Below are 25723 nucleotides of genomic sequence, written 5' to 3'. Positions count from 1 at the left end.
TAATTTAAGTTGTGTTGTGTATAATTAAAGTCTTGTTTTTTGTAGCCTTTTTCTGGCGGATTAGGCTACATTAAATATCTGCTTTAAAATTTCCGTGCTGTAAGTGTTTATTCTTCCATAGCGAGGGTCTATTACCGCGCCCATAAAAGCTCCTTGTTCATCGCTCAACTTTTTGGCTTTCTTGCCCAAGCTTGGGATATGATAGCCTTTTTGCGAAATACCATTTAAATTCATAAAAGCAATAAGTGTCATATAATTTTCGTTATTCAAAAGGCGATTAATATTGTGCTTAGCTTTTAATTGCTCTTTTCGTATCTCTTCGGTCTTATTCTCTAACGCTATCGTTCGCTTTTCGTGTTCAACTAATAGTGCCGCACTCTGAGCTAAAATTTCAGCTTGGGTTAGAGGGATAGTCTTTTGTTGATGAGCTTTTTGAACCTCGATAAAATATCGCCTCACCTTTTTGCCGATTTCGTTTCGCTCTAGCATAGCGATTTCTTTGCCGATGTCAATAGTTAAGATGTATTCTATTTGAGGACGACCGCCGTCTGGGTTTTCCATTTTTTTGTGGAAAACCATATAATCCACGTTTTCAACGGCATCCGTCTCATCAAGTCGCCTTTTTATCCATGTTGAAAAATCTTGTTTGCTTTCCAAAGCTTTATGTAAATCTCTAGCATTAACTGAATTAATTTCAGCACCATTAAACTCTGTTTGTAAAATCGGGATTAATTCCGTCATTTATTCTCCTTTCGGGTTTAAGATATTTAAAATTTTAGCTTTCATAGCATTATGATTTTTCGCAAATGCGTCCAAAGCGCAAAACAAATCGTAAGCGCAATCAAGCACTTTAAAACTAACCTCTTCATCGCTGTTTGTAGGCTCTATTTTATAAAGCTCCAAATACTGAAGAAACTTTTGTTGGGTGTCAGGTGTAGCACTCATAGTGTGTCCTTTTGTATTTATTTGTATTCTATTGAAATACATAGTGAAATATTACTATTTTATTTATGTATTGTCAAGTATTCTTTTGTATGCTTCTAAACTTTTTTTGTTTTTGATATACTTCTACAAAAATACAAAAGGATATTATGTGGGCATTCCTGGTGATACAAAAAAGAATAGCGAGCAAGAGCAAGACACAACCGCTAATAAAACAGAGATAATTTCTATAAGACTTGACCCTTTTACAAAAGAAAAACTTGCTTATATTTGTGATTTAGAATATCGCCCAATGGCACTACAAATTCGCAAGCTTGTTGAGGATTTTATCCGAGCTTATGAAGCACAACATGATTTGATGCCGTCTAGTAGTAGTCATGGAGATAAAAATTATCCGGGACACCCATATAATCAAGAGATCACTTTTTAGCCAAATAATCCATTAAAATCTTTCTTATGTGCATAGCCAGAGGTCTATACTCTCTGCCTGCATCCGCCTTTAATTTTTCTAGCAATTCGTCATCTAGCCTTAGACTGATTATGTTTGTCTTTTTATCTTTCATCATATCTCCTTATTTAACATCTTTCTATTAAACTCAATCGCTTTTAAAACGTCGTCTATCCTTGTAAAATCACGCTCTGGATAAGGCGCTTCAAGCAACTCTCTAACCAGCTTTTCGCCAGCTTTGATCTTTGCCTTAAAATGCTCGTCAGCGTTTGGTATTTCATCAAGCGATATGCCGTATAGGTATTCGGTTCGTTTCATTTGTAGCCCTTAAAATGGTATCGTTTCATCGCTATCGTATTTGTCTACGTCAATATCAGCGATTTTATCTTGATAAACCTCTTTCGAGGCATTATGAAAATTTTGATTTCCATACCCTCCGCTGTAGCCTTGATTGCTGTTTCCTTGCTGTTGTGGGCTGCCTAGCATTTCCATATTTTCAACTGATACGGAGTGTTTGCTTCTATTTTGACCGTTATTATCGGTCCATTGCTCTTGTCTTAATCTACCCTCAATTAGCAGCTTTGAGCCTTTGCTTAGGTATTGATTAGCTATCTCGGCAGATTTACCAAAAAACGTTATATCAATAAAGCACGTTTCCTCTCGCTTCTCGCCATTTAGCGTATATTTGCGAGTTACGGCAATAGCGGAAGAGCCTATCGCTGATCCGCTTGTAGTGTATCTTAACTCAATGTCGCGAACCAAATTCCCAACTAGAATTATTTTGTTAAACATCGCTTTCCTCCTTATGTTTATTGTAAAAATTTATTAATGCAATGCTCTCTGGTCCAAAGTTTAGTTTTGGTACATATGATTTAAAGTCAAATTGTTCCTGTAATTCTCTTTTTATTTTTGGGTGTTTTAGCATAGTGATCGTGCTATGGTCTACTTGCACAACACGCTGGGCACTCCGCCCATACATCTGCGCTATGTCTTTAAAAGGGTGAGGTTTGCATTTGTAGCCATACCTTAATGCCAAGATGTTTTCTCGATGTTCAGTAAGTGTTCCTTTTTTGCCGTATTTGCCGTTTGCAAATACTCTAGTTTCTAGTGCTTTTTCTATCAAAAAATATAATTCTTTTCGCCTTTTACCGGCACCAAGCAGTTCGTTTTTTATATCTGTGTATTCATTCTCGTTCAAAAAACTCTTTTTTGTTATATTTTGTGCCCTTAATGCCCATTTTGCGTGATATAAAACACAATCTACAGGCAGGCTAAATTCTTCCGCTATTTGTGCAATGGATTTTTTCATCTTAATATCCTTTTTGAAGTTCTTGTAGATATTTTGGCTCGTAGCCATTTTCAGCCATTATCGTTTCTAAAAAAGCGATATGGCTTAAGAAATCCACCTCTCTAAGCTTTGTATAGCTTAGTGGCGTTCCGTCTTTTTGGCGCGGGTAGTCAAAATCAAGGTGTTTTAATATCAGCTTTAGCATCTCATCGGATAAATAAAAGGGCTTAATAACCACATTTCGCTCTCTTATTGCAAGATACCTTAGCTTGTGGATTTCGGCTAATACCACACCGTGCATAAAGCGGTTAAATTGACTAGAGATTAACACACTCTAACACCCCAGCTTACAGAGCCAGCCTTTAAGTATTCATCAGGGATTATTGCTCCGCTATGTTCGCAGTAAGACTTATAGTCATAGCTTGGCTTGCGTTCGGTTTTATAGATAGTTAGCCCATAAGCTTTCATCTCTACTTCGCCCGCCTTTTCTAATACTCTTGCTTTTAGTTGCTCGATTTTGTCCTCTAGCTCTCGTTTGCGCTCCATAGCTTCAACCAACTCATCGCTCAACTCTAGCCACTCATTATCAAGATCATTGTTTTTATATGTGGCTTCAAACTCATTCCAAGCTTTTATTAGTTTTTTGATAGCCTTATCGTCACGCTCTACCTCTATGACCTCGACTTCAATCTCAAACATATCGCCGATAAAGCCGACCGCATATAAGCATTTTTTGGCTTCACTTACGTAGAATTGATGTTGTATTTGCCAAAAGTATTTCTCGCTAGGCTTGCCGTGTTCTTTGAAGTATTCATATTCGTTTCTTGAGAATTTAATCTCGCAAAAAGCGTCCGTGAATATGTCGTATCCATCTAAACTCGCACTAAATCTGCTATCTCTATCGGAGCAGATAACCACGGGCGACAAGCTAAGGTTATATTTTTGATTAACGTAATCCCTTATTTGCCCCTCGTATTCCTTACCTTGCCTCATAGCTTCATTTTGATAAACTTGCTTGCCTTGATATTTAATTTGGGCTAGTTGGTAGGGCTTATTAAACCCCACACCCATAACATCGCCCGCCTCACTAGCGTTAAATTTAGTCTTTCTATACTCTAGCCATTCAGGGCTATCTTGTTCTAGTCGTATTATCATCATCCTGCCTTTTTCATTCCGTCTAGTTTTTTAAGCAGCATACCCTTAGCCTTATCATAAGGCACAAATCTAAGCTCATAAGCCTTAAAGTAGCTCAAAAACTCGCCCATATTGGTATTGGTAGCCTCTATTAGTCCGCTAAGGTCGTTAAGCTGCTCTATCGTTAGCTCTGGGCGTTTGTTTGTGTTAGGTTGCTTGACTTCTTGTTTAGGCTCGTCTTTATCGTGTGTATTAGTGGCGTCTGCGTCTTTTGTATCATCTATGGCAAAAAGTCCGTTTAGGGCGTATTTCCTAGCGTAAGAGCTTGCCGCACCCGTAATCTGCGCCTCATCCATCCCTTTCTTGGTGTCGGCTTCTCTTGCATAAGCCGTTACGCTTGTTTCGCCGTCTTTAGTCTTTATTGTGGCGGTAGCTTTTACATAAAACCGATTGCCGATATTGACTATCTCATCGCTTACCGTCACTACTGCTTCATATTTTTCTAGTAAGGTTTTTAAGGCTTCTAAAATATCCTCACATGATCTATAAGCATAACCGCCAAACTTATTAAACTGCCCTCTTGGAGCTTTTAGCTCACATTGTATTTTACTTAGTGTGCTTATCATTTTTTACCCTCTCTATCCTAAAATTAAACCTATTGCCCGTTACTATGTAGCCCCTGCTTATCCATAGGGCTTGAAACTCTAGCCAGCTCATTACTGCCTCCTTAAATTAAACTCTTCTATCACGCTATCTCTTACGTAGTCGTCTAAGTCATCGTAAGATACATATTCTTCATAATCGCTCTTGAGCTGTCCGAGATAAAAAACCATATCCCCGACTATCTCATCTGCTTTTACTTTAAACTCTTCAAACTTAGCGTCTGCCCTAGCTTGCGTTTTGTTGTATTTCATTAAGTCGTAATCAACTCTGTCCATGTGACTCATTGGTTATCCTTTCAATAATCCTTTTTCTTTCATAAAATATTCATCGCCGTCATTTATAAAGCTTTTTACCGCACCTATCGCCGTAAAAATATGCTCCATTTGCCTTTGTATCGCGTCAAGAGCTTTAACGGATTTGCTTTCCAGCTCCTCGTTTTGTTTTTTAAGCTCTCTATACTTTCTCATATAAAACTCCATATCAAGTTTGTAGTTATGCGCGCTAGCTTTAGCATTTTTTAGCTCCTGTTGTAGCTTTTCTGTTTCGGGAAAAGTGGTGGCTTTAAATTCGTATGCTCTTAGTTGATTTTTTGCCATAGTGAGCTTGCCTTTATATGTGGCTATCTCTCTTTTATGGCGTTTTGTTTTGTTTATAAGCTCTAAATTTAATGCGTTATTTTCATCAATAAGCCTTAAATTTCGTTCTTTGGTTTCTTTAGCGGTTTTAAGTTCGGCAAGTATTGACTTTTCAAGCTCTTGCTCTGCCCATAGCCTGAATGATTTAGCTTGCGGACTGCGGATAAACATACCAAGTTTAATAATGCCTCGAAGTGTCCATTTAATCTCATTTGTGCCGAATTTGTTTGTTTCGGTAATAAAGTGGATATTTTCGACTAGCTCGTCAGCGTGTAGTTTTTTGTGGCTTCTAATGGTTGCCTCGCTAATTCCATAACGATTTGCAACATATTCATTAGTAAAAGTTTGGAAATTTAAAATTTCAACTTGTGTCGGTTGTGAAAACAAAGAATTCATCTTAAACCTTTCATTATTGAAAATATTTAAGTGAATTGTATATTATTTATGAAAGTTTGTCAAGAGTTTTTATTCGTTTTTGAAAAATTATATAAATTATACTTTCAAAAATGGTAAGATAGCGTGTTTATATTTTCAACACGCTATAACTTAGATACGATTTCGTGGGCTTTCTTTATAGCTTCTAGTTTTTCTTTTAACGACACATTTTCGAGTAAGGCGTTCAGATAAAGCTCTGCTAATCTTGGTATATCTCCGCTTTTCCATCTAGCTATTGTGCTTTCAGGTATATCCATCCTCTCCGCCAGCTCTCTTTGCGTTATTTTGAGTTCGGCGCATACGCGTTTAACTATGTTTTCTTTATCTGTCATTTTGTTTCCTTTGTTAAATTTAAAAAAAAAGAAGTTTTTGTAGTAGCGGTTATTTTCCGTTATTTGCTTGTCTTGTTTTATTTGTGAAGTATATCACCAAGCTCGGCAGTGCAGAACCTACAAGGAAAGAGAAGCCTGCCAAATCCTTGTCATTCATAAGCAGATATGCTCCAAGCCCCATAGCCGTAAGGGTAATAGTTGTGGCACTAAACCAGCCCAAAAATTGCAAAACATCCATTTTATTTTGGTGCCTGTATTGGTGCTGCATATTATCTTCCGTTAGCTTGAAAATTCTATCGGGGAAGCTAGGGTCAATTTCTGCGTAGCTTTGCATAAATTCAGGCGAAGGAATTGGTCCTTGATAGCCTTTATGCATAGCCACAAGCTGTTGCTTCTGATGTAGTGTAGGGCTTTGTTCGTCTTTATTATGCGCAGGCGGTTTGTTTGTCTTGCTTTTTTGTATCTTGCTTGACATCTTCGCTTATAACCTTTTTAAAAGCTTCACCTACGTTTTCAAAACCACTTTGTATAGTAATTTGTTTTTTTTCATCTCTATCAAAAGAGCCAAAAAGGTCGTAAGCTTTAACAACGCCAGTCGCAAAGGCGATGATTTTTTCTCCCATTTTTGTATCCTTTTGTAGTTTTAGCACATAATGATACACTAAAAACTCTTAAAAAATTACTTAAAGTATAGTTTAATGTATCTTTATTCATAGTTTTATCAAATATTCGCTAAATAAAAATAGACTAGCCTTTGGCTATCTATCGCCTGTTTTGTGTATATTTTTTTTGAGATTTTTAATACACAAGCGTTTTTGTGTATTAAAATTAATCCACTAAGCTTTTAGACTTAGAAATCTAATATTTGAAATAATGTATTTTTTGGCTTTAAAGCCTAGTAGTAGTTTTAGGAATTTCATTTTTCAACTCCTATAAATTCTGCTATTCTGATGTCAAAATGATTGACTTCGTAAAACTCTGCAAAGCCGTTTTTTATGGCTAATTCTAAATATTGCTTTGCTTGTTCCTCGTTTGTAAAAACAGCCAAAGCCTGATAGTCTTCGCTATCTTTGTCTTTAAAGCCTGCAATTATCCAGCATGTTTTCATTGTTTATCCTTTGTTTGATTTACCCATAAAGAAGCCTTTATGCAGATCACGAATTAGCTTCACCATAAAGCAGAACATAAAGGCTTTTGTATGGGTAATTGCACGGATTTTTCTACCCCTGAACGTGCGCTATCAGGGCTTAAACCGAATATGTATTTATCGCCTACATACTGACGCTTCCCGTAGCTTTTGCCTTACGTAGGCTAGGAGTGGGTCTCCTTTGTTTGGATAGTGAAAGTGTATATTAAGAACACTTAAAAACCACTTAAAAAAGTGTTTAATAAAAACACTTTTTATGTTTTTTGTTTTCTGCTATAATTTCATTAACTTTTTATTTATTAGTCCTACCGAAACAGATTTTTAACTTTAAATGATATAATTTAATTAACCTAGACTAAGGAGCGTACCTATGCAGGTAATACTTAAAAACGTAGATAGCTCATTTTTGCCTATCTTGGAAAGCTTTAAATCCATAATGCCGAATTTGCAGATAGAAAAAAGCGAGGACTGGGAAGATGAAAGAACACAAGATCAGATAAGAGTTGAGCTTGAAACGGCGGTCAATGATTATAAAAGCGGCGATATTTCTAAATTTCAAGGCTTTGATGAAGCTAAAAAACACGGCGAAGATACCCTAAGAAGACTAGGCGCGGACGTATGAAAATTATCTTTAGGCAAGAGTTTTTAACTGCGCTTGATAGTATCTTAGAATTTATCGCTAAGGATAGCTTGAATAGAGCGGTAAAATTTCATGATGAGCTTTATGGCAAGATTTACGAATTGGGCTTTATGCCTTATAAATTCAGGCAGTCGTTAAGCTTTGATGATGAAAATATCCGTGATTTTATATTTAACGGTTACGTTATCCCGTATCTTGTCGATAAGCAAAACGACACTATTGCCGTGCTCGGCGTATTTAAAGAAAATACGTTTAAAACACTTCAAATTTAACGCTTCCTCCACTCCCACGGGGCAACAGGCTCTTTATCAGCCCACAGTCCAAATTTCTTTGACACTGCGTATTCTTGGTGCTTTACATAGTCTTTTGAGTATTTAATGAAAGCCCAAGCATAGCCGTTTGATACCATCTGGGCGTTTATATCTTGTCCTTTATGAAAGACTACACCTAAAACACGCTTATATTTGTCTTTGCCTTTTTCTCTAACTTCTATGATTTGCCCTGCGATTAAATTTGCTAAGAATTTGCGTGATTTTTCGCCGTAAGCTTGTTTCTTTTCGGGTGCGTCAATGCCAAATAGTCTTACTTTAATTTGCTGTTTGTTTTGAAGTATTGTGATCGTATCGCCGTCTGATACTTTGATGACTTTACCTGAGAGGGCTAAAGCTAATGTTGGCAGTATTAACGTTAATAGTAGAATTGCTTTCACTTGCTACTCTCACTCTTTCATCGTAGTTAAAAGACTTGATAAGGCATATTGTAGCGATTAAAACCATAATAATATTAAATAGCCATATTTTAGAGCAACATCCATTTTGTGGTTTTTGCCCAAAATGAATTTCTCGAATAAGGTTAAATAGTAAGTTTAGGATATTTATTATAAAAATACCCAAGAAGCATATAATAGATACAAGCCTAAACGTGTTTGGCTTGTCTATATTTTGTAAGACCGATGATGAAAACGCAAGACCTGACACAAAAGCGAGAATAATAGCAGCAAAAATACCAAGTATGGTTATGTAGTTAGTTTGGGCTGCTTTCAACTCTTTATTGGTCTTGTTGATTTCCCCTTTCGTACTATTTATTCTCTGTTCAAATCTATTAATATTCTTTTCGGCGCGTTCAAAATCCCCTTTAAAATCAAGAATATCATTTAGTCTTATTCGTTCCAATGATATATGGTCTAGTAGTTTAAAAATATTGTCTTTTAAATAATCGCAGTCGCCATTATAGTTTTTTAAGCTTTTGCTTTCGTATATATGTCTTATATTTTCAGCTATAGTGTCTAGGCACTCTCTTTTTGTGCGACTTTGTGTTGTTAGGTATGCAGTAATCTCTGAATATTGATGTCTTTTATTCTCTTGATATATTTTTTCTAACTCTTTAACAACAGTGTCGTATTCGCTTTCTTTGAATATATATTGTGAGGCTTTAATTAAGAAGTATTTAAAGCTTGTTTCTTCAGAGTGCTCGTCGCTGGTGTGTACTGAAGTTTTGATTTGTTCGTTGTTTTCAGCTAGAAAACGAGAGAGGTCTATTCCTTTATCAGAGTTATTCATTGCCTCTCTCTAATGCTACGTGCTTCCTCTTCAATAAACACATTAGGGATTATCTCGTGAGCCCCCACCCCATCTCTATACACTCTATCCCAGGCGCCGCCTCTAGCGTGACTAAATTCGACTAATTGCCAAGATGGAACATTGGCTGCCTTGTCTATAAAATTATAAAGCATATTAGCGTCATCTTGTGGGAAATGCTCGATGTTTGCCCTAATATCCCTCACTTTTATTGGGTTAGCCACAAAAACAGCATATTTGTTATAAACCTCCTCTATGACTGGTCCATACTGCCACGCTTCAAAAAGCTCCCCATCTATTAGGTGTTTTTGCCTATTAACAAGGTAGTGCATATTGATAAAATATAAAATCTTTTGGAGCTTTAAATTACTAATAGGATTATTCATATCAATACAACGGTTTATAATGCGTGCTGCCACATCCATCGCTTTCATTTTTTTGCTCCTTTCGATAAAAATTAATAAAACTATATTAAATTTTTTGAGACATTTTGTGTCCAAAAAACACTCATTATAAAGAAATAAATTATAAAAATTTTGAAATTGTATCAAAAATTTACTGTTTTATATTGAAATTTTACCAAATTTCAGCAAAATGTTCTATAAATTCCCTGAATCCTCTTTGAATATGGAGTAGCTAGCTATTTAAAGCCCAATGCTCTCAATCTTTCTTTTCTGTTATTTTTGAGTGATTTTCTAACATCCATTACTTTTACCATTCTGATATTTGTATTCTCATCAAATTCTTTGGTTTTAAAGCTTTTGTTTATTGGTATAAATAATATTTTTTTATTTTTTGAATCTATTTTGTATGTTTTTATTGCACACTCACCGTTTATCTCATAATGAACTATATCGCCATCTAATATTTCTGCTCTAGGATCACACATCACTTCATCGCCTTCTTCAATAGTTGGCGCCATACTATCACCATTGGCAATAACCGCATACACTTCTTCATTCCAGTCTTGCTCATTACAATAAGTATATTTATTTGCTTCTTGGAGAGCATTATTTTCGGGTATGCCACAACTAGCAGAGCCGACTATCGGTATTTGTCGTAAAGGAAAGATGTTTTCAGCCCAAGAACCTATTATTAGCTCATCTATGCTAACCATAAAAAATTCTGCAAGAAGTTTTATTGTGTTCATTTCAGGATCTCTTCTTTGAGTTTCATCGGTTCTGAACCAATTTTTAATGCCATCATCGGAGTATATGACCCCTTTCTCTGCCAAATAAAACATAATATGTTTTTGTTGAATCTTCTTTTCCCTCATTAGCTCCTTGAGTCTTTTGTAGTTAAAAATCTTAGCCATAGTTAGCTCCTTTTGTAAAAAGTGTTCTATGCAAGCACTATTATAACAAAACAGCTCTAAAAAAATATGTTCTATAAAAACACTTTTTAATATCTTTTTAAGTGTTCTTAATATACACTTATGCCATGACTTATAAAGAATTACAGTTAATTTTATGGAAATACTTTAGCAAAAGTTGGACTAAGCATTTGCTTGCAAAGAACAGCAAAAAGCGTCCATCAGATGAAAAAAAATATCTCATTCAAGATAATGATGGAATTCCTGTGGAGGCGTGGAGAAACATTAGAAAATGGCTTGAAGAGCAGCAAAAACTCAAAGGAGAGTAGATGAAAGTTGCAACCATCTTTAGCGGCATAGGCGCTCCCGAGTTTGCAGTAAAAAACATCTATGGAGCAGGAGGCTTTAAAACAGTATTCGCTTGTGAGATAGATAAATTTGCACGACAAAGCTACTTAGCCAATCACGAGATAGACGAGGCTAATTTTTATCAAGACATTAACGATCTTGACGCAAAACCCTATCTAGGTAAAGTTGATATTTTAATAGGCGGCAGCCCTTGTCAAGACTTTAGCATTGCAGGACTTAGACAAGGCATAAGCGGTAAGCGAGGCTCTTTGATTTGGCAATACTACCGAATTATAAGCGAGTGTATGCCTAAGGTATTTATTTATGAAAACGTAAAAGGAATGCTAAGCGATAGAGGCGGTAGAACCTTAAAAGAGTTTTTGGAAGTTTTTAGAAATTTGGGTTACTCTTGCCATGCCGAAGTGGTTAATACTAAAAACTACGGCATCCCTCAAAACAGAGAGAGAATTTATATAACCGGCTTTTTAGATAACAAGGCGTATTACGCGTTTGCTTACGCACCGAAACAGCCATTGAGGCTAAATTTGGGCGATATGCTTGAAACTAACACGGATCATAAATATGTGTTAAGCGAAAAAACCATTCAAGGCTTTAAGAAAAAGGATAACGGCTTTCAAGGAAGCTTTACGGTTAAAAACCGCAAAGATACGGCTAATTGCATAATGTCTACCGCAGGAAGTAGAAGGACGGATAATTTTGTATGCGCAAACGAAATTAAAATAAAAGTTGTGGGCGTTCTTGATATAAAAGGCAATGATAGTAACAAAAGAGTTTATGCGGATAGCGGATTATCTCCTACGCTTACGACATCACAAGGCGGGCAAAGAACGCCAAAAATACTAGAAAAAACACAAGATTTTTGCATACGAAAACTAACGCCTAGAGAGTGTTTCAGGCTTCAAGGATTTCCAGATAGCTTTAAAATAGTTGTAAGCGATACACAAGCATATAAGCAGGCGGGTAATGCTATGAGCGTTAATGTGGTCGAGATGATAGTTAGGCAGGTTTCATCTGCCGTTAAAGGGCTTGTATGAATGTCAAATTCATTGTAACGGCTCCTTTCGGTGAATTTTTGTGAGGACTTCTATTTTGCCAAAAGGAGCTTTTAGAGTGAATATAACAAGAGGTACAAAATGATAGCTGAAACATCAAGAAAAGCATACCGAGAAATAAAGCCTTTTTTAAGTGGCAAACGTAAAGAAATTTACGAGCTGTTTAAACAACATCCAAACGGAGCTACTAGGCAAGAGATAGCACGCTGGTATCACTTAAAAGAGTGTGGCATCTGCGGTCGTGTTAATGAGCTTTTAGGAGAGGGTTATTTGAGAGTTTGTGGAGTTAAAAAAGACAAATATTCGAATAAAGACACGCAAGTTTTAAAAGCTGTTGAGAGGGTAGCCTAATGCCTAACTTCACAATATTTATAACTTGCTTTTTAATAGGCTATTTGATTTTTGAGATTATTTCATATTTTAAATTCAGGGGGTGAGTGATGAAAAAATACTACTGGTTAAAACTACAAAAAGACTTCTTTAAAGACCCGAGAATTAAAAAATTAAGACGTATAGCTGGTGGAGATACCTACACGTTGATTTATCTTGAGCTTATGCTTTTATCGCTTGAAACGGATGGAATTTTAACTTATGAGGGCATAGAGCCGACATTTGAAGCCGAGTTAAGTTTGATAATTGACGAGGATGAAACTAACATAAAAGTTGTATTAAATTTTCTTACATCACAAGGCTTAATGGAACAGTTTGAGAATAAGTTTTCTTTAAGACAAGTTTTAACACTAATAGGTTCCGAAGCCGATAGCACCGAGAGAATGAGAAGATTAAGAGCTAAGAGAAAAGAAATAGAAAACGTCACATGTGACGCTAATGTGACAAGCTGTGACGAAAACGTGACGACAGAGATAAGAGATAAGAGTAAAGAAAAAATATATAAAAAAGAAAATCCGCAAATTGAAATTTGCGAAGAAAAAAATTCTGATGAGAAATTAACCCCTAAAAAGAAATTCATAAAACCTACACTAGAAGATTTAATTTCTTACAAGCAAGAAAAAAAATTAAACGTAGATTGTGAAAGCTTTTATGACTACTATGAAGCTAAAGGCTGGATGATAGGCAGATCGCCTATGAAAGATTGGCAAGCCACTATGAGAAATTGGAGCAGAAATCAAGAAGCTTTTAAGCCACCTAAACAACAAACAGAAAAAAACTACGAAGATGACTACGAATGGAGATAGATATGAGAATGGGTGAAAAAATTTGCTTAGAGCGTCATGTTTTAGCAAGCGCTTTATTTTGTCAATGCCTAAAAGAAAATAGCGAGATTTATTACGAAGCTAAAGATGGGCTTGATGTAAATCTCTTTAGCGGCATAAGAATTCGCATAGCGGAGTTTATAAACAAGAACTTAGTCGCAGGGCAAAACTACGAGACGATAAGAGCTTTTTTAATAGCTAAGACTTATGAGGACAAAACCTTGCATGAGGAGATGTGCCAGATTTTAGCCACAAATACACTTTTAAGAGCCGGTAGTTATCAATCGGTAATCAAAGAAATAGAGGCAATTATATCCATCCAAAACATCCAAAAAGGCTTAGTATGAAAGGGCTTGATTTTTCACATTGCAGAACACCCGAAGAGTTGCAAGACGCACTAAAAGAAACCATAACACTTTTGGGGTCACACCTTGACAAGCTAACAAACTTTAACAAAAAAGACGAGTTTGAAACCCTTGAGGGCTGTTTTAAAAGACTAGATGCCACACCACCTTTAAAATTTATCCCTACAGGGCTTTATTGGCTAGATGAAAAGCTGGGAGGAGCAGGATTGGCAGAGGGTAGCTTTATCAACGTAGCAGGCGAAAGCTTTGCAGGGAAAACAACCTTTGTGCTAGAGCTACTTCAAAAACTAGGCGAAAACGACAAAGTGGCATTTTTTAGCTACGAGATGTACGAAAAGGTCTTATATCGCAAGCTTAGATTTTCAAAAACAAGCTTTAGGCGGAATCTATTCCTAATCCAAGACGAACCATATCTTGACGTGATAGAACGCAGAATAAAAGAGTTAATCAAGCAAGGCGTAAAGTTTGTTGCTATCGATAGCCGTATGAAAATTCAAACGAAAGAGAAGATGGATGATTATGTAAAAAACGTGTTTATATCTGCCACACTAAGCAGAATATGCAGAGAAACTGGCGTAATTATAATGCTAATCAACCAAATGAACGAAGCCGACCTAAAGAGTGGCAGACTTAGCCTAAAGGGCGGTAACGACCAAGTCTATGATAGCGATATGATTTTTTACTTGAAATACGATGACAAAGAAGACACTAGAGTTCTTTATTGTGCCAAAGACAGACTAACAGATAGTGGCAAGAAATGGAAAACCACGATACCAAATTTTCTAAAGAAAGAACACGGGGCAGATGATGTCGTAGAGTTTAGTGAGGAAATAGCATGATCAAAGAACTAGACGAAATTAGGCTAAAGAAAATCAACGGCTATCAATACGAAGTGAGTTTTTATAACCCTGACGGACAAAAGGCGCAAAGCACAATGCTAGTCAAAGAATATGAAGTAGGACTATTAAATAACCAGCTAAAGAAACTCAACAAGAAAATCAAGGAAGCGAATTTAAATAGCAAGCAAGGAAGTTTATTGTGATACCAAACTACGAAAATACGGTAGCTCACATGCAAGCTATAGGGCAAATACCATACGAAGAGCAAGAGCAAAAGGCTTTTGTCAAATGGCTAAGAGTTCAACGCATAAGACATATACACGTGGCAAATGAAAGAATGGCAAGCGTGCAATACAAAAAGAAACTAAAAGCTCTCGGCACTTATGCAGGCTTTCCTGATCTGATGATATTTCTACCTCACAGAATTTTATATGTCGAGATGAAACGTGCCGACAAGAAAGTAAGCAAAGTAAGCCTGGAACAAAAAGAGTGGATAGAGTTTTTAAATATGCTTGATGAGGGTTCCGCGAGGGTTTGCTACGGCTCAGGCGAAGCGATAGATTTTGTAATGAGTGAGTTGAAATAGATGGCAAGGATAACAGACGAAGCAAAAGAAAAAATTTTGGCTGATTTTCACACGGGCAAATTTAGCCAAAGAGAGCTAGCTAAAAAATATAATATTTCAAATGGATCTGTGGCTAATTTACTTAAAGGCTTAACACCAGAAAATGAGCATTTGGTCGAAGCTCAAATATCGTTATTGTCGGCTCAAAATGAAAAATCGGAAGTAGAAATGAGCAGTATTTTGAGCGCTGCAAAAGATGAAGCTTTTAATCGGGGGCTTATATTCAATGCTACTCACAAGCTAATAAAAAGAGCCACTGAAATGATAGACAAAAACACCAAGATGGACAAAGTGAATATTGGCGACGGCACACAAATTTTTGAGCCTGTAGAACTAAACCCTCTTGATTTAAAAAATTTACAAGAAGCAATTCACAAAGGTGGCGAAACGTTGGGCGTAGTTACGAAAGCGCCTACAACTCAAATCACGAATACAAACGCTCAGCAATCCACAAAGATAGTCATAGAACGCAAGGAGCTAAAGAGTGAGTGATATAAATTTAAAGCTTTCCTACACTCCACAGCAAAGAGAAGTATTTTTCGTTAATCAAAAGAGATTTACCACGATAGAAAAAGGGCGCAGGTTTGGTTTTACCAAAGGTATTGCTAATGCCTGCATTGAGTGGCTTTTGGAGGATAAAAAAATCCTTTGGGTGGATACTATCAATTCAAACCTAAAAAGATATTACGAGAGATATTTTAGACCCGAACTCAAGCAGCTCCCAAAAGAGATGTGGAGCTTTAACGCCCAAGATAAACAACTTAATATTAATACCGCTTGGCTTGATATGAGATCAGCCGAAAGACCTGAAAACATTGAGGGGTTTGGGTATGACATCGTTATTTTAAACGAGGCAGGTATTATTTTAAAAGACCCTTACCTCTGGGATAATGCTATAAGACCTATGCTACTAGACAATCCAAACTCAAGAGCTTTTATAGGAGGCGTGCCAAAAGGCAAAAATAAATTTTATGAGCTTGCAAGTCGCGGGATGAAGGACGATAAGGAATGGATTAACTATCAATTTAGCAGTTACGATAACCCTCTGCTAAAAAGAGAGGAAATCGACAAAATGATTGATGAGCTTGGCGGTATTGGTTCAGATGTAGTCAGACAAGAAATTTATGGGGAGTTTTTAGACACTACAACAAACTCACTATTTCCTCTATCGATTATCGAAAATTCTTTTAGTTTAGAATGGCAATACAACCCATCCGCTTTTGGGATTTGGGGGCTTGATGTGGCAAGAGATGGCGATGATGAAAGCGTATTATGTATTCGTGAGGGTTATCGCGTCAAGAGCTTTGATGGTTTTAGAATACAAAGCACTACAGAGCTTGCAAGAGAAATATACGGCAGATATGAGCGAGCAGAAATCAAACCGATTGCGATATTTATCGACACAATAGGGGTCGGTGCAGGAGTTTATGATCTGCTTTGTGATTTAGGACTTAGAAGCGTAGTCAGAGAAGCAAAGGCAAGTTTCAAAGCTGCAGACGAAAGGCAGTATGCTAACAAAAGAGCCGAAATGTTTTTCACACTTAAAAACAAGTTTCATCTGCTCTCAATGGACGCAAATGAAAAAATCAAAAAACAACTTCAAATGATTGAGTTTAGCTACGACAACAAAGAGCGGTATTTGATTATCCCAAAAGAAACAATCAAAAAAAACTATGGTGTGTCACCTGACTATGCCGATGCTTTAGCCTTGACGTTTTTTGATATTATCAACCCTGCTTTTGTGCGTGAAGTAGAGAGGGACTATGAAACAAACTCAGGCTGGTAATTCCCAAAATAGGGTAGATTTGGGACAACAAATCGATTATATTTATGAGCGAATAGACCCAATGCTTGTTAGGCGACTTGCGACCTTGAATGATGAAGCTATCAAAATAACAGTATCGGCTTTGATTTGCGAATTGGTGGGAGGGCTCAAAATGGTACCAACCAAGCAACATAAAATCAAAATAGCCGAAGCCTTAATCAGCCAAGGCGTATGTATGGATAGGGTGCGAGAGCTGACAGGCATAGGGAAAACAACCTTTTATCGGATAAGGAAGAAAAATGAACAAAGATGATCGTGGCACATATCTGCAAGAGCTAATTAGCCAAGCCAAGAGCGGATATGAACACTACAAAAAAATATTTGACAAGCTTAACGATGCTTATTTGCTATTACTAGAGCCGGAGCAGCTTAAAAGCCTAAAAGATAGAAACAAAAGCAAAAACTACATACCGAAGTTAAACGCTAAAGCCAAGAGAATTTATGACGGATTAACCGAAACATACTTTAATAATGATACTTTTGCCAAATTAGAGCCTTATATAAACTCAACCAATGACGTGATAGACAAATGGCAAAGCGCAATAGACCATTATTGTGAGCAAGTAAATTTATATAAGATTTTTGCACCTATCTTTTTAAAGTCCTCGTTTGTAGCTTCGAGCATCGTCAAGGTCTATTGGCAAAATAATAACTTAGCGATAGACGAGATAGACATAAATGACATTTATTTTGACCCTAACGCAAGAAATTTAAGCGATATTCGCTTCATAGCACACAAAATTTATCTTACCGCAGAGGACATAAAAGAACTAATTGACAAAAGGATATTCAAAGCCGATTATAAGCTTCTAAGTGACAAAAAGCCTTACGAAAGAATTGAATTATACGAAGTTTATGAACTCTTAAAAGGCAAATGGCAAGTTAGCACTATTTACGAAACAACTATTTTAAGGGATGGTGTGGCGTTAAAAGACGGCAACCCGTTTGTTTATGGCTATATGCTCCCACAAGTTAGAAGTACCAAAGAAGAAACCTATGTTTGTGCTTATGGCGAGCCTGCATTAGCTTCTATGATACCACTACAAGATGAATTAAACGTTACTCGCAATTCAATGACGGATGTAATCAGACAACAAACAGCACCAAAAATCCTTATGAATAAGACCGCCAACGTTTCAAGAAGCGATTTAGAGAGAGTAGGCTCGCCTGTTTATGTTGATAATCCTACGGCGGTGCAAGTGTTGCCAACTGGCGATATTGGCGGAGCTATGGCAGCCTTACAAAACATCGAAAACGAAATGAGTGAGGTAAGCGGTGTAAGCCCTCAACAAAATGGAGCTGCTACTACTAGACGAGAAACTGCGACTATGGCTTCAATAATGGCTAACGAGGGAAGCGTAAGGCTACAAGGCTACATAAGAACTTACAACGAAACTTTTTTTGAGCCGTTATTTGAGCGTATAGCTTTTCTGGTTTGGAAGTATGGCGACCCGATATTTTTTGCAGGGTTTAATCGTGGCGAAGTGCCGAGCTTTCACGTAAATTTAAATACAGGAATTGGGGCTTTAAACAAAGAGGTGCAAAAACAAAGCCTAATGGATGCAAGCCAAATCATAGGCGCGCAATTTGGTCTTTGTTTGCAAACTGGTGATCAACAAGGCGCAGAGAGGATGAAAATAGCTAATGAAAAAATCTTACTAGAGTTATTACCGCTTTATGGAATTAAAAATCCTGATGATTTTATTGGAAAGGAGAGTGAATTGAATGCTAAATTCAATCAGATTGAGCCTGCTATCCCATCTATGGGACAAGTTGCAGAGCAACCAATCCCTACAGGGTTTATGTGAGAAAAAGCCTTTTAAGGACTTTATGGGATATGTGGCAGCGCATTACACAGAGAGTATGGAAATTTGCGAAAACAAAACAAACACTGACGAGCAGAGGCTAAGGGCTCTTGATAGGCTAAAGCTGATCGAGGACTTTTTAAATTATTTAGACGACTATAAGGAGGAACAAGATGACAGAGAATGAGGCAATACTATCACTAGTAAATGAGATAAACGGCGAGGAGGAAGTCAAGGAAACACCGATAGAGCCACAAGTAGAGCAGACGCAACCTGAAACCAAAGAGCCTGCTAATGAAAATCCTTTTGATGCGGAAAAGCTAAAGGCATTAATGGCTGACGCTATGCGAAGTGTAGAGGCTCAAAAGGCAGAGCAAGCAAAAGCGGAGCAGGAAGCGCAAAAGCCTAACTTGCCACCTGAACAACAAGCGTTTTTAGATAGCTTGGGTATAGGAAACATCGGGCAAATACAAGAACAACTAAAGGCTTTTCAAGAGGCACAGGAGGCACAACTTGAAGCAAAAAGACAACAAGAGGTTTTTGATAAGAATTCTGTTGAGTTTAAAAAAGATTTTCCCACCATAAAACTTGAGGAGCTTGGGGAGTTTGCCGAGAAAAACGGCTTTTTGCCACTACTAAGTGAGGATTATTTGGGCTGGAAAGCCGTAGCTACCGCTATGATTAATCTTGCCAAATCTAACGAGAGGCCCGATGAGATAATCGGCAACAACAGGACAGGGAATGATGTAGGCGCATTTGAGCGTCAAAAAAGAGGCGAAGAAGTGAGCGATATTGAATTAGGTGCAGAGCTTCTTAAAAGCGTGGGGATGATGTATAAGGAGTAAGAAATGGACTTTTACAGTGTAGGAAAATCATTAGGTCTTATGGGGGCGCCATCTTACCAACCTACTTTTATGGATAGATTAAAAAGTGCTAGTAATTCGGCTCTTAATTGGTTAGGTGGAAGCGATAAAGCAGGCACGCCTAATATCTTGTCGGCTTTAGGCACGGCAGGGGCGATTTATGATGGTTATCAAAAACAAAAAATAGCAAATAAAGCACTTAAATATCAAAAAGAGGCGTTTGACTTTAACAAAATGCTATCAAAGAGGCAGATTGACAGAGAAAACCGAGCTAATCAAAATTTAATTAATGCTTGGAACGCTTCAAACTTCCAAAAGAGCCGTGAAGAGGAGCAGTGATGATAGAAAACATTACTTACGCTAGAGGTAGAATGGAAGCTATCAAACAACAATGGGGGCTTAAATAATGGCTTATGGAAGTGTTGCATTATGGTCTGTGCTTGTTGTTGTATTTAAATCTACATTAACAGCCTCATCGTCACTGCTATTAACTTTTTTTGCAATAAAATCAGCAGCATCACTTAGCAAATTTATGCCCAAAAGAATACTTCCAGCAATTAAGCCGTTTTGTGCGTTGTTTTCGCCTGAGAAGTCACGGTCAAGAGTGTTTAGTGATGTTCTTAAAAAGTCTTCTTGCTCATGCGCAGCACAGCCAGTCAGATATAAACACAATGCAATAGAAAGAAAATATTTCATAAACAAATCCTTTATGAAAGTATATCACATTTACAAAAAAGAGGAGCGATAATGGCATATTTTAATCCAAACAGGGTAGATTTTAACTACAACACAAATATGATTGATGCAGTTGGAGAGGTTGGGCGCTCCCTTTGGGATATTTACAAAGACAATGTAACAAAAAACCAAAATCAGATGAAGATTGATGAGGCAAAGAGGAGTAATTTGGCGAATGAGGGGATCAATCAAAACAAGTTAAATGAGACAATCAACTATCATAATAAAGATTTAGAATTGCGTGAAAAAAGTCTGCAAGCCACTAATGATTTTAGAGTCGATCAGAGAAATTTTTGGGAATGGCAAAAAAAAGAGGCTGCAAGAGCAAAAAGAGACAGCACAATTCAAAGACAAAATGAAGTTGCCGAAAGACAAAGAATAGCCGACCAAAAAGCTTATCAACAAGACTTAGAGCAAGACCAACTATTCACAATGCTTGGAGGGCAATACCCTCAAGAGTCTCAAAATTGGTCGCCATTTCAATTTAGAGCATATCGAAATGCCTATTTAAGCCCACAAGCCATTAAGAATAGGGAAGCGGCAGGGAAAGAAAGCGGCGAGACGACTGCTCTTAAGAACGCAATAGCAAAAACTCAAAGTTCTTTTAATAAGGGCTTAAACGAACTTGCTGCGCTGGATAGATTGGTTTATGCAGCAAATAGTGCTGGTGGTGGCGATGGTATATCAACTCTTGGTGGTGGATGGGACACGATTGCTTACCACAACCCTAATCTTAGCGAAAGTAGCAGAAACTACAGAGCTGCACTTAGTACGTATCAAGGGGCTTATGCAGACAATCAAAAAGGGCAAGGAAAATTCAACTATGAGAATATGGGGGAAAGGCTAACTCCTGGCTTGTTGGGTGCAGACACTGCAGCTGCTGAAATAGTATCAAGACGCAACCAAATTTTAAGCGAAATGTATCAAACTGCCATTCAGGCAAAAGAGCAGGGGTATAGAGGCGCTGATGAAATGTTGGAGCAGGTCAGAAGCTTGGCAGTTGACCCATCGAAGCTAGAAAAAATCCTTTATGGCAAAGAGCGCATAAATAGTAATTTTGGCGCAGGGATGCTTTTCAACAACTTGCAAAACGTCAGCCCAGAAAATGACATAGCAAATATGTTTTTAGAGAAGAAAAAAACACAATCCAAACAAAACAATGATGACCCATACGGACAAGCTGATGAATACGGCATCATTTATTTAAATTGAAAGGGTTAATATGAGGTTTGATTTTAACGGACAAGATGAAATAACAATAGGGTATAAGGACAGGCAACCAATAAGACTAAGAGCTAGCGGGCAAAATGTTTTTAAAAATGAAAATGGCGGACTTAGTATTGATATTGATGAGGACAAGCTACAAGGCATTAAATTAAGTGATAAATTTTCTAAAACTAGTAATTCGATAACACCATATCCATCTGCACCAAAAGCTCCTGCATGGCAAGAGCCACAAAAAAAAGACGAGAGTTTTTTGGATGGGCTTGTATATGAAGCAAAACGCTTAGGAAACGACATTAAGCGCACTGCTTCTTCCGTTTGGGAGGATAGTATATTTGGCGACTACGGCACAGGAGCAAGCACAGAGGATAAGGCGCGAAGTGACATAGCAAGGGCACAAAACACTCAAGGCTTAATAAAGAGCATTGTGCAAAGCGATGAAAGTAAGCAGGCTAATAACGAAAGGCTAGCCGACACTTACGAGAAGCTAGCACAAGAGAGAGGGTTTGATCTGGGTGCTATTGTCCGTGATGGAAAGATTTATTTTGGTAAAACAGGCGACAATGGAAAGCCTTTAGTAACCGATGTAACCCCAAACTTTACAAATCAAATCAGTGCTAATAAGGGCGAGATAGTGGGTGCTACTATAGGTGCATTTTTGCCTGGAGGAATACCTCTAAAAATAGCTGGTAGTGCGCTAGGAAGTGCAGGTGGCGCAGGTGTTGATTATGCCAATAGAGCTGAAAATTTAGGCGAAAATATAGATACACAAGCCCTTTTAATGCGTATGGGTGAAGCTGCGGTTGATGATTTAGCGGCTGGAGCTTTGGTCGGAGCTGGAGCTAAAGTAGCTAAACCTACTATTGATTTTACTGCTAAATATGGTGGCAAAGCTCTTGATTTAGCTGGCAAAGCAAGCGATTTTGGTATTTTAGGAGTTATGAAAGACACTCTTAAAGGTGTGCCAAGTGCTAATGTTGGTGGTGCTAAAAAAGTGATGCAAACAATAGCTGGCGACGAAGCAGACTTGATGTTGCAAAACTCCCAAAAAGTTGGCGGCTATAAAGTCGATAACAATAATTTTACGGATATACAAGTATTAAATAAGCCTGTAAATTTTATGAGAAAACATCTTGCGGGAACAGCTGATAAGCTAAAACTAGACAAAGTATCAGATTTTATAAACAATGCAAAAGGTGTTAATGATATTCAAAAAGAAATTGTCGATTTATCCTTAGCTGATAGTAAAGCCACAGGCAGAGTAATCAATGCTTTAAGGGGCGATACTACAGGTAAAGCGGCTCAAAATTTAGCTGAATTAGCTCAATCGGATGTTAATGCTATCAGGGAAATTTTGCCTGATGCCGGCAAGGGCGATTTAGGGCAAACTATCAAAAGTTACTATGCAAGAGTTGGCGATGACTTCAAGAAAATGGAAGAGGATATTGGGGAATTTTTAGGAGGCAAAACATCAACCTTAGATAGCAACGCAATAGACGAAGCAAAGCAGGCTATGATTAGAGGGCTTAATAAATTCGATGCAAAAACTCCAGAGGCGGCTCAACTACTAGATGTTTTGGATGGTCTCAAAAATACACCTATGACGTTTCAAGATTTGAGGGCGCTAAAAGTTGATTTTAACGAATACGCTCAAAAGATTTTCAATAAAAACCCGGCCTACAATACGATAATTGACACGTCGTCTGTTGGTAGGGTTATAGACAATGCGATTGACAATCTTATAAGTGGAACGCCTACAAAGGAATATTACAAAAATACTCTAGCCAAATATTCGGCCATGAAAGCATTACAAGACAATCCGCTCTTTAAAACAACAATAGACGGCAATGCAAGCACAAAAGAGGTTTTGGATGCAATTTTTAGCGCTGAGAAAGCTCAAGGCGACATACTTAAAGCCTTTACAAAAGAGCTTAACAAAAAAGAGTTGGCAAAATTTGAAACAGATCTGTTGTCGTCATTGTTTCAGTCTCAAATAGCAAAACGTGGCAAATTGAAACAGACTGAATTAATAGACGGAATAGGACTAAAAGAGGATTTGGAAAAAATACAGCTAAGAAGCCCGGAAGCGCAAGAGATAAAAGAGGCCATGATAAATTTGGCAAATGCTAGAGGCGATTTTGCAGTTATCTTTAGAAACCTTGAAAAAGAGTTTATCGACCCGATAAGACCAAGAGCAGGCATAGCTCAAAAAGTAGAGGGTGTTTTGCGTTCAGTGCTTATGAATAGGCTTAAACAGTCAATATTTAAATATATCGGCAAGATAGGAAACGACAGCGCCTTTGAATATCATCTACGAGAGGGATTAAAAGCCCTTAAAGTAGAGCATACTTTGGAAGCCTTTGAAAAAGCCGTTAAAGCTAGTGGTGCTAGTGACGAGATAACTGATGGCTTTGTTAAAGGACTACAAGATGTGATAAAAGAGAGGCAAAAAGAAGCCCTGCATAGCGCAAAAGGCATGCGATGGAGTAGCGTAGCACCCGAAAACTCAAAACAAACCGCAATAAAGCCAAAAGAGCCTGAATTCGTCAAAGGCGATAATTTCACAATGTCGAAAGAGGGGGAGTTAAAAACTCAAAATACTAAAACTCAAAATACTAAAACTCAAAATACTAAAACTCAAAAAAACGAAAACAAAGAAAAACGAGGCATATACAATGTTATGATTAACGGCAAAGTAAGTTCGGCTATTAGTTATGATTTAGATGCACTAGATAGGGCAATTCAGCTTCACCGTGGAAGTCGTAAAATGGGAGCAAAGCATATAGAAATAAGGCACGGGACTGACCCGAATAAAGAGGGGTATGTAAGCACTCAAGAGGTCGTAAATCTAGGGAGGAAAATACGTGAATTTCTAGCAAAACATAAAAAACCTTTTGCCGATAATAAAGGGCGACATCTTTATGAGTGGAGTGAATATGGTGTGAATTTTAGGGCTGTAATTAGCAATAAAAACACCGGCAAGCCTGACAACAACGGTCTAGCCCACTTGCCGGATAATGATATTATAACCTTTTATTCTGATAGGAATTTTAAAGAGCCTATGAAATTTAAAAACCCGGACATTGGAAGCTCAGACGACAAAAAGGGACACTTGGCAGTCGGCGGAGCCGTAGGAGCAGGTGCATTGTCAGACACGGAGGAGTTAAACCTAACCGACCTTGACAAGAAATTTATCAAAGCCTACCCAAGTGTCAAAGAGAGCTTTTTAAGGAATAAGCTAAAAGCTCAAAGAGTTGAAAAACTAAAAAAAGAGCTTTTAAATCCAAAGACTTCTTGGAAAAGAAAGACAGAAATTGTTAATCAGATTAAGAAAGAATTAGTATAGCCCCGATTAAGGGGCTATTGTCATCTTAATATCTCATTCCTTTCCATAAAGAAACGATCATTATCACTAGCGTAAGCCATAACGGCACCAAGGGCAGTATATACAGGGTCTAAGTGTTTTTGTATCTTGTCAAGAGCTAGGATTGTTTCTGTAATTTTGTCTTGATTATATTTGCGTTTGTCGATCTCTTTTTTAAGCTCATTTCTTTCTTTGCATACTGCCATATACTCGCTTGTTAGTCCGTTCCAGTCTTTAGCTAGTCCGTCCCAATCTCTTTTTAGCCTGTCATAGGCTCTTTGTAAATCTTGGGAAGCTTGAGGATTGGCTCTAGCTAATGCCAAGTCTTTACGCAAAGAAGTTATCAAAGTATTATGTTGCGTAATCTGCCCTTTATACCCCGCTATCTCTCTTTGGTGTCTTTTCGCTTTATCAATCAAGCAAGCGTTAAGATTTGCTACTTCATTGATGTATTTTTCAAATTTGAGCCTTTTTATCTCTTCCGCCATAGCGTTGAAAGCTTTTATATACTCAACTTTGAATTTGTAAGCCTTTTCGCCTGTGAAGCCCATAGCAAGTAAGACTAACCCGTCTTTTGTGATTTGATACATTGGAAGTTTGCGACCTGATTTGTCTTTGTATTCACTCACCCGAAAATTTGGGGCAGTAAAATCATCTTGTGGCAATTCCCTTATTTTCGCTATAATGTGGTCGTGTCTTTTGTTAAATACACTAGCGACACTTAAAGAGGTGGTATAAGCTTGGTCGGCTACCACCTCCAACTCTACTTCTACTTCGTTGATAACAACTAAGTTGCACATGTTTGATCCTTTGCTTGTGGTGAATTAACTAAAATAGTTATTTTGTATTGTAATTTTATCTTATTTTAATTAAATTGTCAATAGCTTTAT

At 37.4% G+C, this 25723-nt stretch carries 41 protein-coding genes; 20 read left to right on the top strand and 21 right to left on the bottom strand.

What is annotated here, in order from left to right:
- Positions 1–60: 60 nt before the first annotated feature.
- Together CDOMC_RS06270 and CDOMC_RS06265 are read right to left on the bottom strand one after the other, a co-directional pair.
- The gene (locus CDOMC_RS06270) at positions 61–741 is read right to left on the bottom strand and encodes an antA/AntB antirepressor family protein (protein ID WP_172128808.1); all 681 of its coding nucleotides are present in this window, start codon (positions 739–741) and stop codon (positions 61–63) included.
- A complete protein-coding gene (locus CDOMC_RS06265; RefSeq protein ID WP_172128807.1) occupies positions 742–945 on the bottom strand; it encodes a hypothetical protein in 204 nt (67 codons plus the stop codon).
- Between the two features lie 148 nt (positions 946–1093).
- Here CDOMC_RS06265 and CDOMC_RS06260 point away from each other — a divergent pair, with 148 nt between their 5' ends.
- On the top strand, positions 1094–1372 hold the full coding sequence (locus tag CDOMC_RS06260; RefSeq protein ID WP_172128806.1) for a hypothetical protein: 279 nt from the start codon (positions 1094–1096) through the stop codon (positions 1370–1372).
- Here the strand turns inward: CDOMC_RS06260 and CDOMC_RS06255 are convergent.
- The 13 genes from CDOMC_RS06255 to CDOMC_RS06195 all read right to left on the bottom strand — a co-directional run bounded on the left by CDOMC_RS06255 (position 1362) and on the right by CDOMC_RS06195 (position 6985).
- Entirely contained in the window at positions 1362–1505 is a 144-nt protein-coding gene (locus CDOMC_RS06255) for a ribbon-helix-helix protein, CopG family (RefSeq protein ID WP_172128805.1), read from the bottom strand. The two genes, CDOMC_RS06260 and CDOMC_RS06255, sit on opposite strands and share 11 nt — an antisense overlap.
- Complete coding sequence (locus CDOMC_RS06250; protein ID WP_172128804.1) at positions 1505–1708, bottom strand: hypothetical protein; 204 nt, start codon at positions 1706–1708, stop codon at positions 1505–1507. The genes CDOMC_RS06255 and CDOMC_RS06250 overlap by 1 nt, the downstream gene beginning before the upstream one ends.
- A 9-nt stretch (positions 1709–1717) precedes the next feature.
- A complete protein-coding gene (gene ssb / locus CDOMC_RS06245; protein ID WP_172128803.1) occupies positions 1718–2182 on the bottom strand; it encodes a single-stranded DNA-binding protein in 465 nt (154 codons plus the stop codon).
- Positions 2175–2699 carry a hypothetical protein gene (locus tag CDOMC_RS06240; RefSeq protein WP_172128802.1) on the bottom strand — a complete coding sequence of 175 codons (525 nt, stop codon included), beginning with the start codon at positions 2697–2699 and terminating at the stop codon, positions 2175–2177. Before CDOMC_RS06240 ends, ssb begins: the two co-directional genes overlap by 8 nt.
- A 1-nt stretch (position 2700) precedes the next feature.
- Positions 2701–2970: a hypothetical protein gene (locus tag CDOMC_RS06235; protein WP_218975669.1), complete on the bottom strand. Its 270-nt coding sequence runs from the start codon at positions 2968–2970 to the stop codon at positions 2701–2703.
- A 32-nt stretch (positions 2971–3002) separates the two neighbouring features.
- Positions 3003–3833 (bottom strand): lambda-exonuclease family protein, encoded by an 831-nt coding sequence (locus CDOMC_RS06230; RefSeq protein WP_172128800.1) that lies wholly within the window; start codon positions 3831–3833, stop codon positions 3003–3005.
- Positions 3833–4438: an ERF family protein gene (locus CDOMC_RS06225; protein WP_172128799.1), complete on the bottom strand. Its 606-nt coding sequence runs from the start codon at positions 4436–4438 to the stop codon at positions 3833–3835. The genes CDOMC_RS06230 and CDOMC_RS06225 overlap by 1 nt, the downstream gene beginning before the upstream one ends.
- Positions 4439–4528: 90 nt before the next feature.
- Entirely contained in the window at positions 4529–4759 is a 231-nt protein-coding gene (locus CDOMC_RS06220; RefSeq protein WP_172128798.1) for a hypothetical protein, read from the bottom strand.
- A 3-nt stretch (positions 4760–4762) separates the two neighbouring features.
- Positions 4763–5506, bottom strand: coding sequence for a hypothetical protein (locus CDOMC_RS06215; protein WP_172128797.1), 744 nt, complete (start codon positions 5504–5506; stop codon positions 4763–4765).
- Positions 5507–5649: 143 nt separating this feature from the next.
- On the bottom strand, positions 5650–5877 hold the full coding sequence (locus CDOMC_RS06210; RefSeq protein WP_172128796.1) for a helix-turn-helix domain-containing protein: 228 nt from the start codon (positions 5875–5877) through the stop codon (positions 5650–5652).
- Between the two features lie 49 nt (positions 5878–5926).
- The gene (locus CDOMC_RS06205; RefSeq protein ID WP_172128795.1) at positions 5927–6352 is read right to left on the bottom strand and encodes a hypothetical protein; all 426 of its coding nucleotides are present in this window, start codon (positions 6350–6352) and stop codon (positions 5927–5929) included.
- Complete coding sequence (locus CDOMC_RS06200) at positions 6303–6500, bottom strand: hypothetical protein (RefSeq protein ID WP_172128794.1); 198 nt, start codon at positions 6498–6500, stop codon at positions 6303–6305. The genes CDOMC_RS06205 and CDOMC_RS06200 overlap by 50 nt, the downstream gene beginning before the upstream one ends.
- A gap of 293 nt (positions 6501–6793) precedes the next feature.
- Positions 6794–6985: a hypothetical protein gene (locus tag CDOMC_RS06195; protein ID WP_172128793.1), complete on the bottom strand. Its 192-nt coding sequence runs from the start codon at positions 6983–6985 to the stop codon at positions 6794–6796.
- A gap of 409 nt (positions 6986–7394) precedes the next feature.
- Between CDOMC_RS06195 and CDOMC_RS06190 the strand changes: the two genes are divergently transcribed.
- The gene (locus CDOMC_RS06190) at positions 7395–7646 is read left to right on the top strand and encodes a hypothetical protein (protein ID WP_172128792.1); all 252 of its coding nucleotides are present in this window, start codon (positions 7395–7397) and stop codon (positions 7644–7646) included.
- Complete coding sequence (locus CDOMC_RS06185; RefSeq protein WP_172128791.1) at positions 7643–7936, top strand: type II toxin-antitoxin system RelE/ParE family toxin; 294 nt, start codon at positions 7643–7645, stop codon at positions 7934–7936. The genes CDOMC_RS06190 and CDOMC_RS06185 overlap by 4 nt, the downstream gene beginning before the upstream one ends.
- Here the strand turns inward: CDOMC_RS06185 and CDOMC_RS06180 are convergent.
- From CDOMC_RS06180 to CDOMC_RS06165, 4 genes are all read right to left on the bottom strand, one after another.
- Positions 7933–8373, bottom strand: a complete 441-nt coding sequence (locus CDOMC_RS06180) for a thermonuclease family protein (protein WP_172128790.1) — start codon at positions 8371–8373, stop codon at positions 7933–7935. The two genes, CDOMC_RS06185 and CDOMC_RS06180, sit on opposite strands and share 4 nt — an antisense overlap.
- Positions 8312–9223 (bottom strand): hypothetical protein, encoded by a 912-nt coding sequence (locus tag CDOMC_RS06175; protein ID WP_172128789.1) that lies wholly within the window; start codon positions 9221–9223, stop codon positions 8312–8314. Before CDOMC_RS06175 ends, CDOMC_RS06180 begins: the two co-directional genes overlap by 62 nt.
- Positions 9220–9675, bottom strand: coding sequence for a Panacea domain-containing protein (locus CDOMC_RS06170; protein ID WP_172128788.1), 456 nt, complete (start codon positions 9673–9675; stop codon positions 9220–9222). The genes CDOMC_RS06175 and CDOMC_RS06170 overlap by 4 nt, the downstream gene beginning before the upstream one ends.
- 206 nt (positions 9676–9881) lie before the next feature.
- Positions 9882–10556, bottom strand: coding sequence for an XRE family transcriptional regulator (locus CDOMC_RS06165; RefSeq protein WP_172128787.1), 675 nt, complete (start codon positions 10554–10556; stop codon positions 9882–9884).
- A gap of 188 nt (positions 10557–10744) precedes the next feature.
- On the opposite strand from CDOMC_RS06165, the gene CDOMC_RS06160 reads away from it, so the two are divergent.
- From CDOMC_RS06160 to CDOMC_RS06090, 15 genes are all read left to right on the top strand, one after another.
- A complete protein-coding gene (locus CDOMC_RS06160) occupies positions 10745–10882 on the top strand; it encodes a hypothetical protein (protein WP_172128786.1) in 138 nt (45 codons plus the stop codon).
- Positions 10883–11956 carry a DNA cytosine methyltransferase gene (locus tag CDOMC_RS06155; RefSeq protein WP_172128785.1) on the top strand — a complete coding sequence of 358 codons (1074 nt, stop codon included), beginning with the start codon at positions 10883–10885 and terminating at the stop codon, positions 11954–11956.
- A gap of 99 nt (positions 11957–12055) precedes the next feature.
- Positions 12056–12325, top strand: a complete 270-nt coding sequence (locus CDOMC_RS06150; RefSeq protein ID WP_172128784.1) for a hypothetical protein — start codon at positions 12056–12058, stop codon at positions 12323–12325.
- Between the two features lie 89 nt (positions 12326–12414).
- Complete coding sequence (locus CDOMC_RS06145) at positions 12415–13170, top strand: phage replisome organizer N-terminal domain-containing protein (protein ID WP_172128783.1); 756 nt, start codon at positions 12415–12417, stop codon at positions 13168–13170.
- A gap of 2 nt (positions 13171–13172) precedes the next feature.
- The gene (locus CDOMC_RS06140) at positions 13173–13535 is read left to right on the top strand and encodes a hypothetical protein (RefSeq protein ID WP_172128782.1); all 363 of its coding nucleotides are present in this window, start codon (positions 13173–13175) and stop codon (positions 13533–13535) included.
- Entirely contained in the window at positions 13532–14392 is an 861-nt protein-coding gene (locus tag CDOMC_RS06135) for an RAD55 family ATPase (RefSeq protein WP_172128781.1), read from the top strand. The genes CDOMC_RS06140 and CDOMC_RS06135 overlap by 4 nt, the downstream gene beginning before the upstream one ends.
- Entirely contained in the window at positions 14389–14595 is a 207-nt protein-coding gene (locus CDOMC_RS06130; protein WP_172128780.1) for a hypothetical protein, read from the top strand. The genes CDOMC_RS06135 and CDOMC_RS06130 overlap by 4 nt, the downstream gene beginning before the upstream one ends.
- Positions 14592–14978: a VRR-NUC domain-containing protein gene (locus CDOMC_RS06125; RefSeq protein ID WP_172128779.1), complete on the top strand. Its 387-nt coding sequence runs from the start codon at positions 14592–14594 to the stop codon at positions 14976–14978. Before CDOMC_RS06130 ends, CDOMC_RS06125 begins: the two co-directional genes overlap by 4 nt.
- Positions 14979–15509: a hypothetical protein gene (locus CDOMC_RS06120; protein ID WP_172128778.1), complete on the top strand. Its 531-nt coding sequence runs from the start codon at positions 14979–14981 to the stop codon at positions 15507–15509.
- Complete coding sequence (locus CDOMC_RS06115) at positions 15502–16803, top strand: terminase large subunit domain-containing protein (protein WP_172128777.1); 1302 nt, start codon at positions 15502–15504, stop codon at positions 16801–16803. Before CDOMC_RS06120 ends, CDOMC_RS06115 begins: the two co-directional genes overlap by 8 nt.
- Complete coding sequence (locus CDOMC_RS06110) at positions 16781–17095, top strand: resolvase (RefSeq protein WP_172128776.1); 315 nt, start codon at positions 16781–16783, stop codon at positions 17093–17095. The genes CDOMC_RS06115 and CDOMC_RS06110 overlap by 23 nt, the downstream gene beginning before the upstream one ends.
- Positions 17082–18650, top strand: coding sequence for a portal protein (locus tag CDOMC_RS06105; RefSeq protein ID WP_185768459.1), 1569 nt, complete (start codon positions 17082–17084; stop codon positions 18648–18650). The genes CDOMC_RS06110 and CDOMC_RS06105 overlap by 14 nt, the downstream gene beginning before the upstream one ends.
- Positions 18651–18672: 22 nt before the next feature.
- On the top strand, positions 18673–18834 hold the full coding sequence (locus tag CDOMC_RS06100; RefSeq protein WP_172128775.1) for a hypothetical protein: 162 nt from the start codon (positions 18673–18675) through the stop codon (positions 18832–18834).
- Positions 18821–19492, top strand: a complete 672-nt coding sequence (locus CDOMC_RS06095) for an HIT family hydrolase (RefSeq protein WP_172128774.1) — start codon at positions 18821–18823, stop codon at positions 19490–19492. The genes CDOMC_RS06100 and CDOMC_RS06095 overlap by 14 nt, the downstream gene beginning before the upstream one ends.
- A 3-nt stretch (positions 19493–19495) precedes the next feature.
- On the top strand, positions 19496–19849 hold the full coding sequence (locus CDOMC_RS06090) for a hypothetical protein (RefSeq protein ID WP_172128773.1): 354 nt from the start codon (positions 19496–19498) through the stop codon (positions 19847–19849).
- Positions 19850–19921: 72 nt separating this feature from the next.
- Here the strand turns inward: CDOMC_RS06090 and CDOMC_RS06085 are convergent, their stop codons facing one another.
- The gene (locus CDOMC_RS06085) at positions 19922–20206 is read right to left on the bottom strand and encodes a hypothetical protein (RefSeq protein WP_172128772.1); all 285 of its coding nucleotides are present in this window, start codon (positions 20204–20206) and stop codon (positions 19922–19924) included.
- A 51-nt stretch (positions 20207–20257) separates the two neighbouring features.
- Here CDOMC_RS06085 and CDOMC_RS06080 point away from each other — a divergent pair, with 51 nt between their 5' ends.
- Both CDOMC_RS06080 and CDOMC_RS06075 read left to right on the top strand, forming a co-directional pair.
- Complete coding sequence (locus tag CDOMC_RS06080; protein ID WP_172128771.1) at positions 20258–21457, top strand: hypothetical protein; 1200 nt, start codon at positions 20258–20260, stop codon at positions 21455–21457.
- Between the two features lie 10 nt (positions 21458–21467).
- Positions 21468–24815, top strand: coding sequence for a hypothetical protein (locus tag CDOMC_RS06075; protein ID WP_172128770.1), 3348 nt, complete (start codon positions 21468–21470; stop codon positions 24813–24815).
- 20 nt (positions 24816–24835) lie between these two features.
- Here CDOMC_RS06075 and CDOMC_RS06070 read toward each other — a convergent pair whose 3' ends face one another.
- Positions 24836–25633, bottom strand: coding sequence for a Rha family transcriptional regulator (locus tag CDOMC_RS06070; protein ID WP_172128769.1), 798 nt, complete (start codon positions 25631–25633; stop codon positions 24836–24838).
- Positions 25634–25723 lie beyond the last annotated feature (90 nt).

Origin of the sequence: Campylobacter sp. RM16192 (assembly GCF_004803855.2) — a bacterium.
Lineage (GTDB): Bacteria > Campylobacterota > Campylobacteria > Campylobacterales > Campylobacteraceae > Campylobacter_A.
This window is presented reverse-complemented; position numbering and strand designations above follow the sequence as displayed.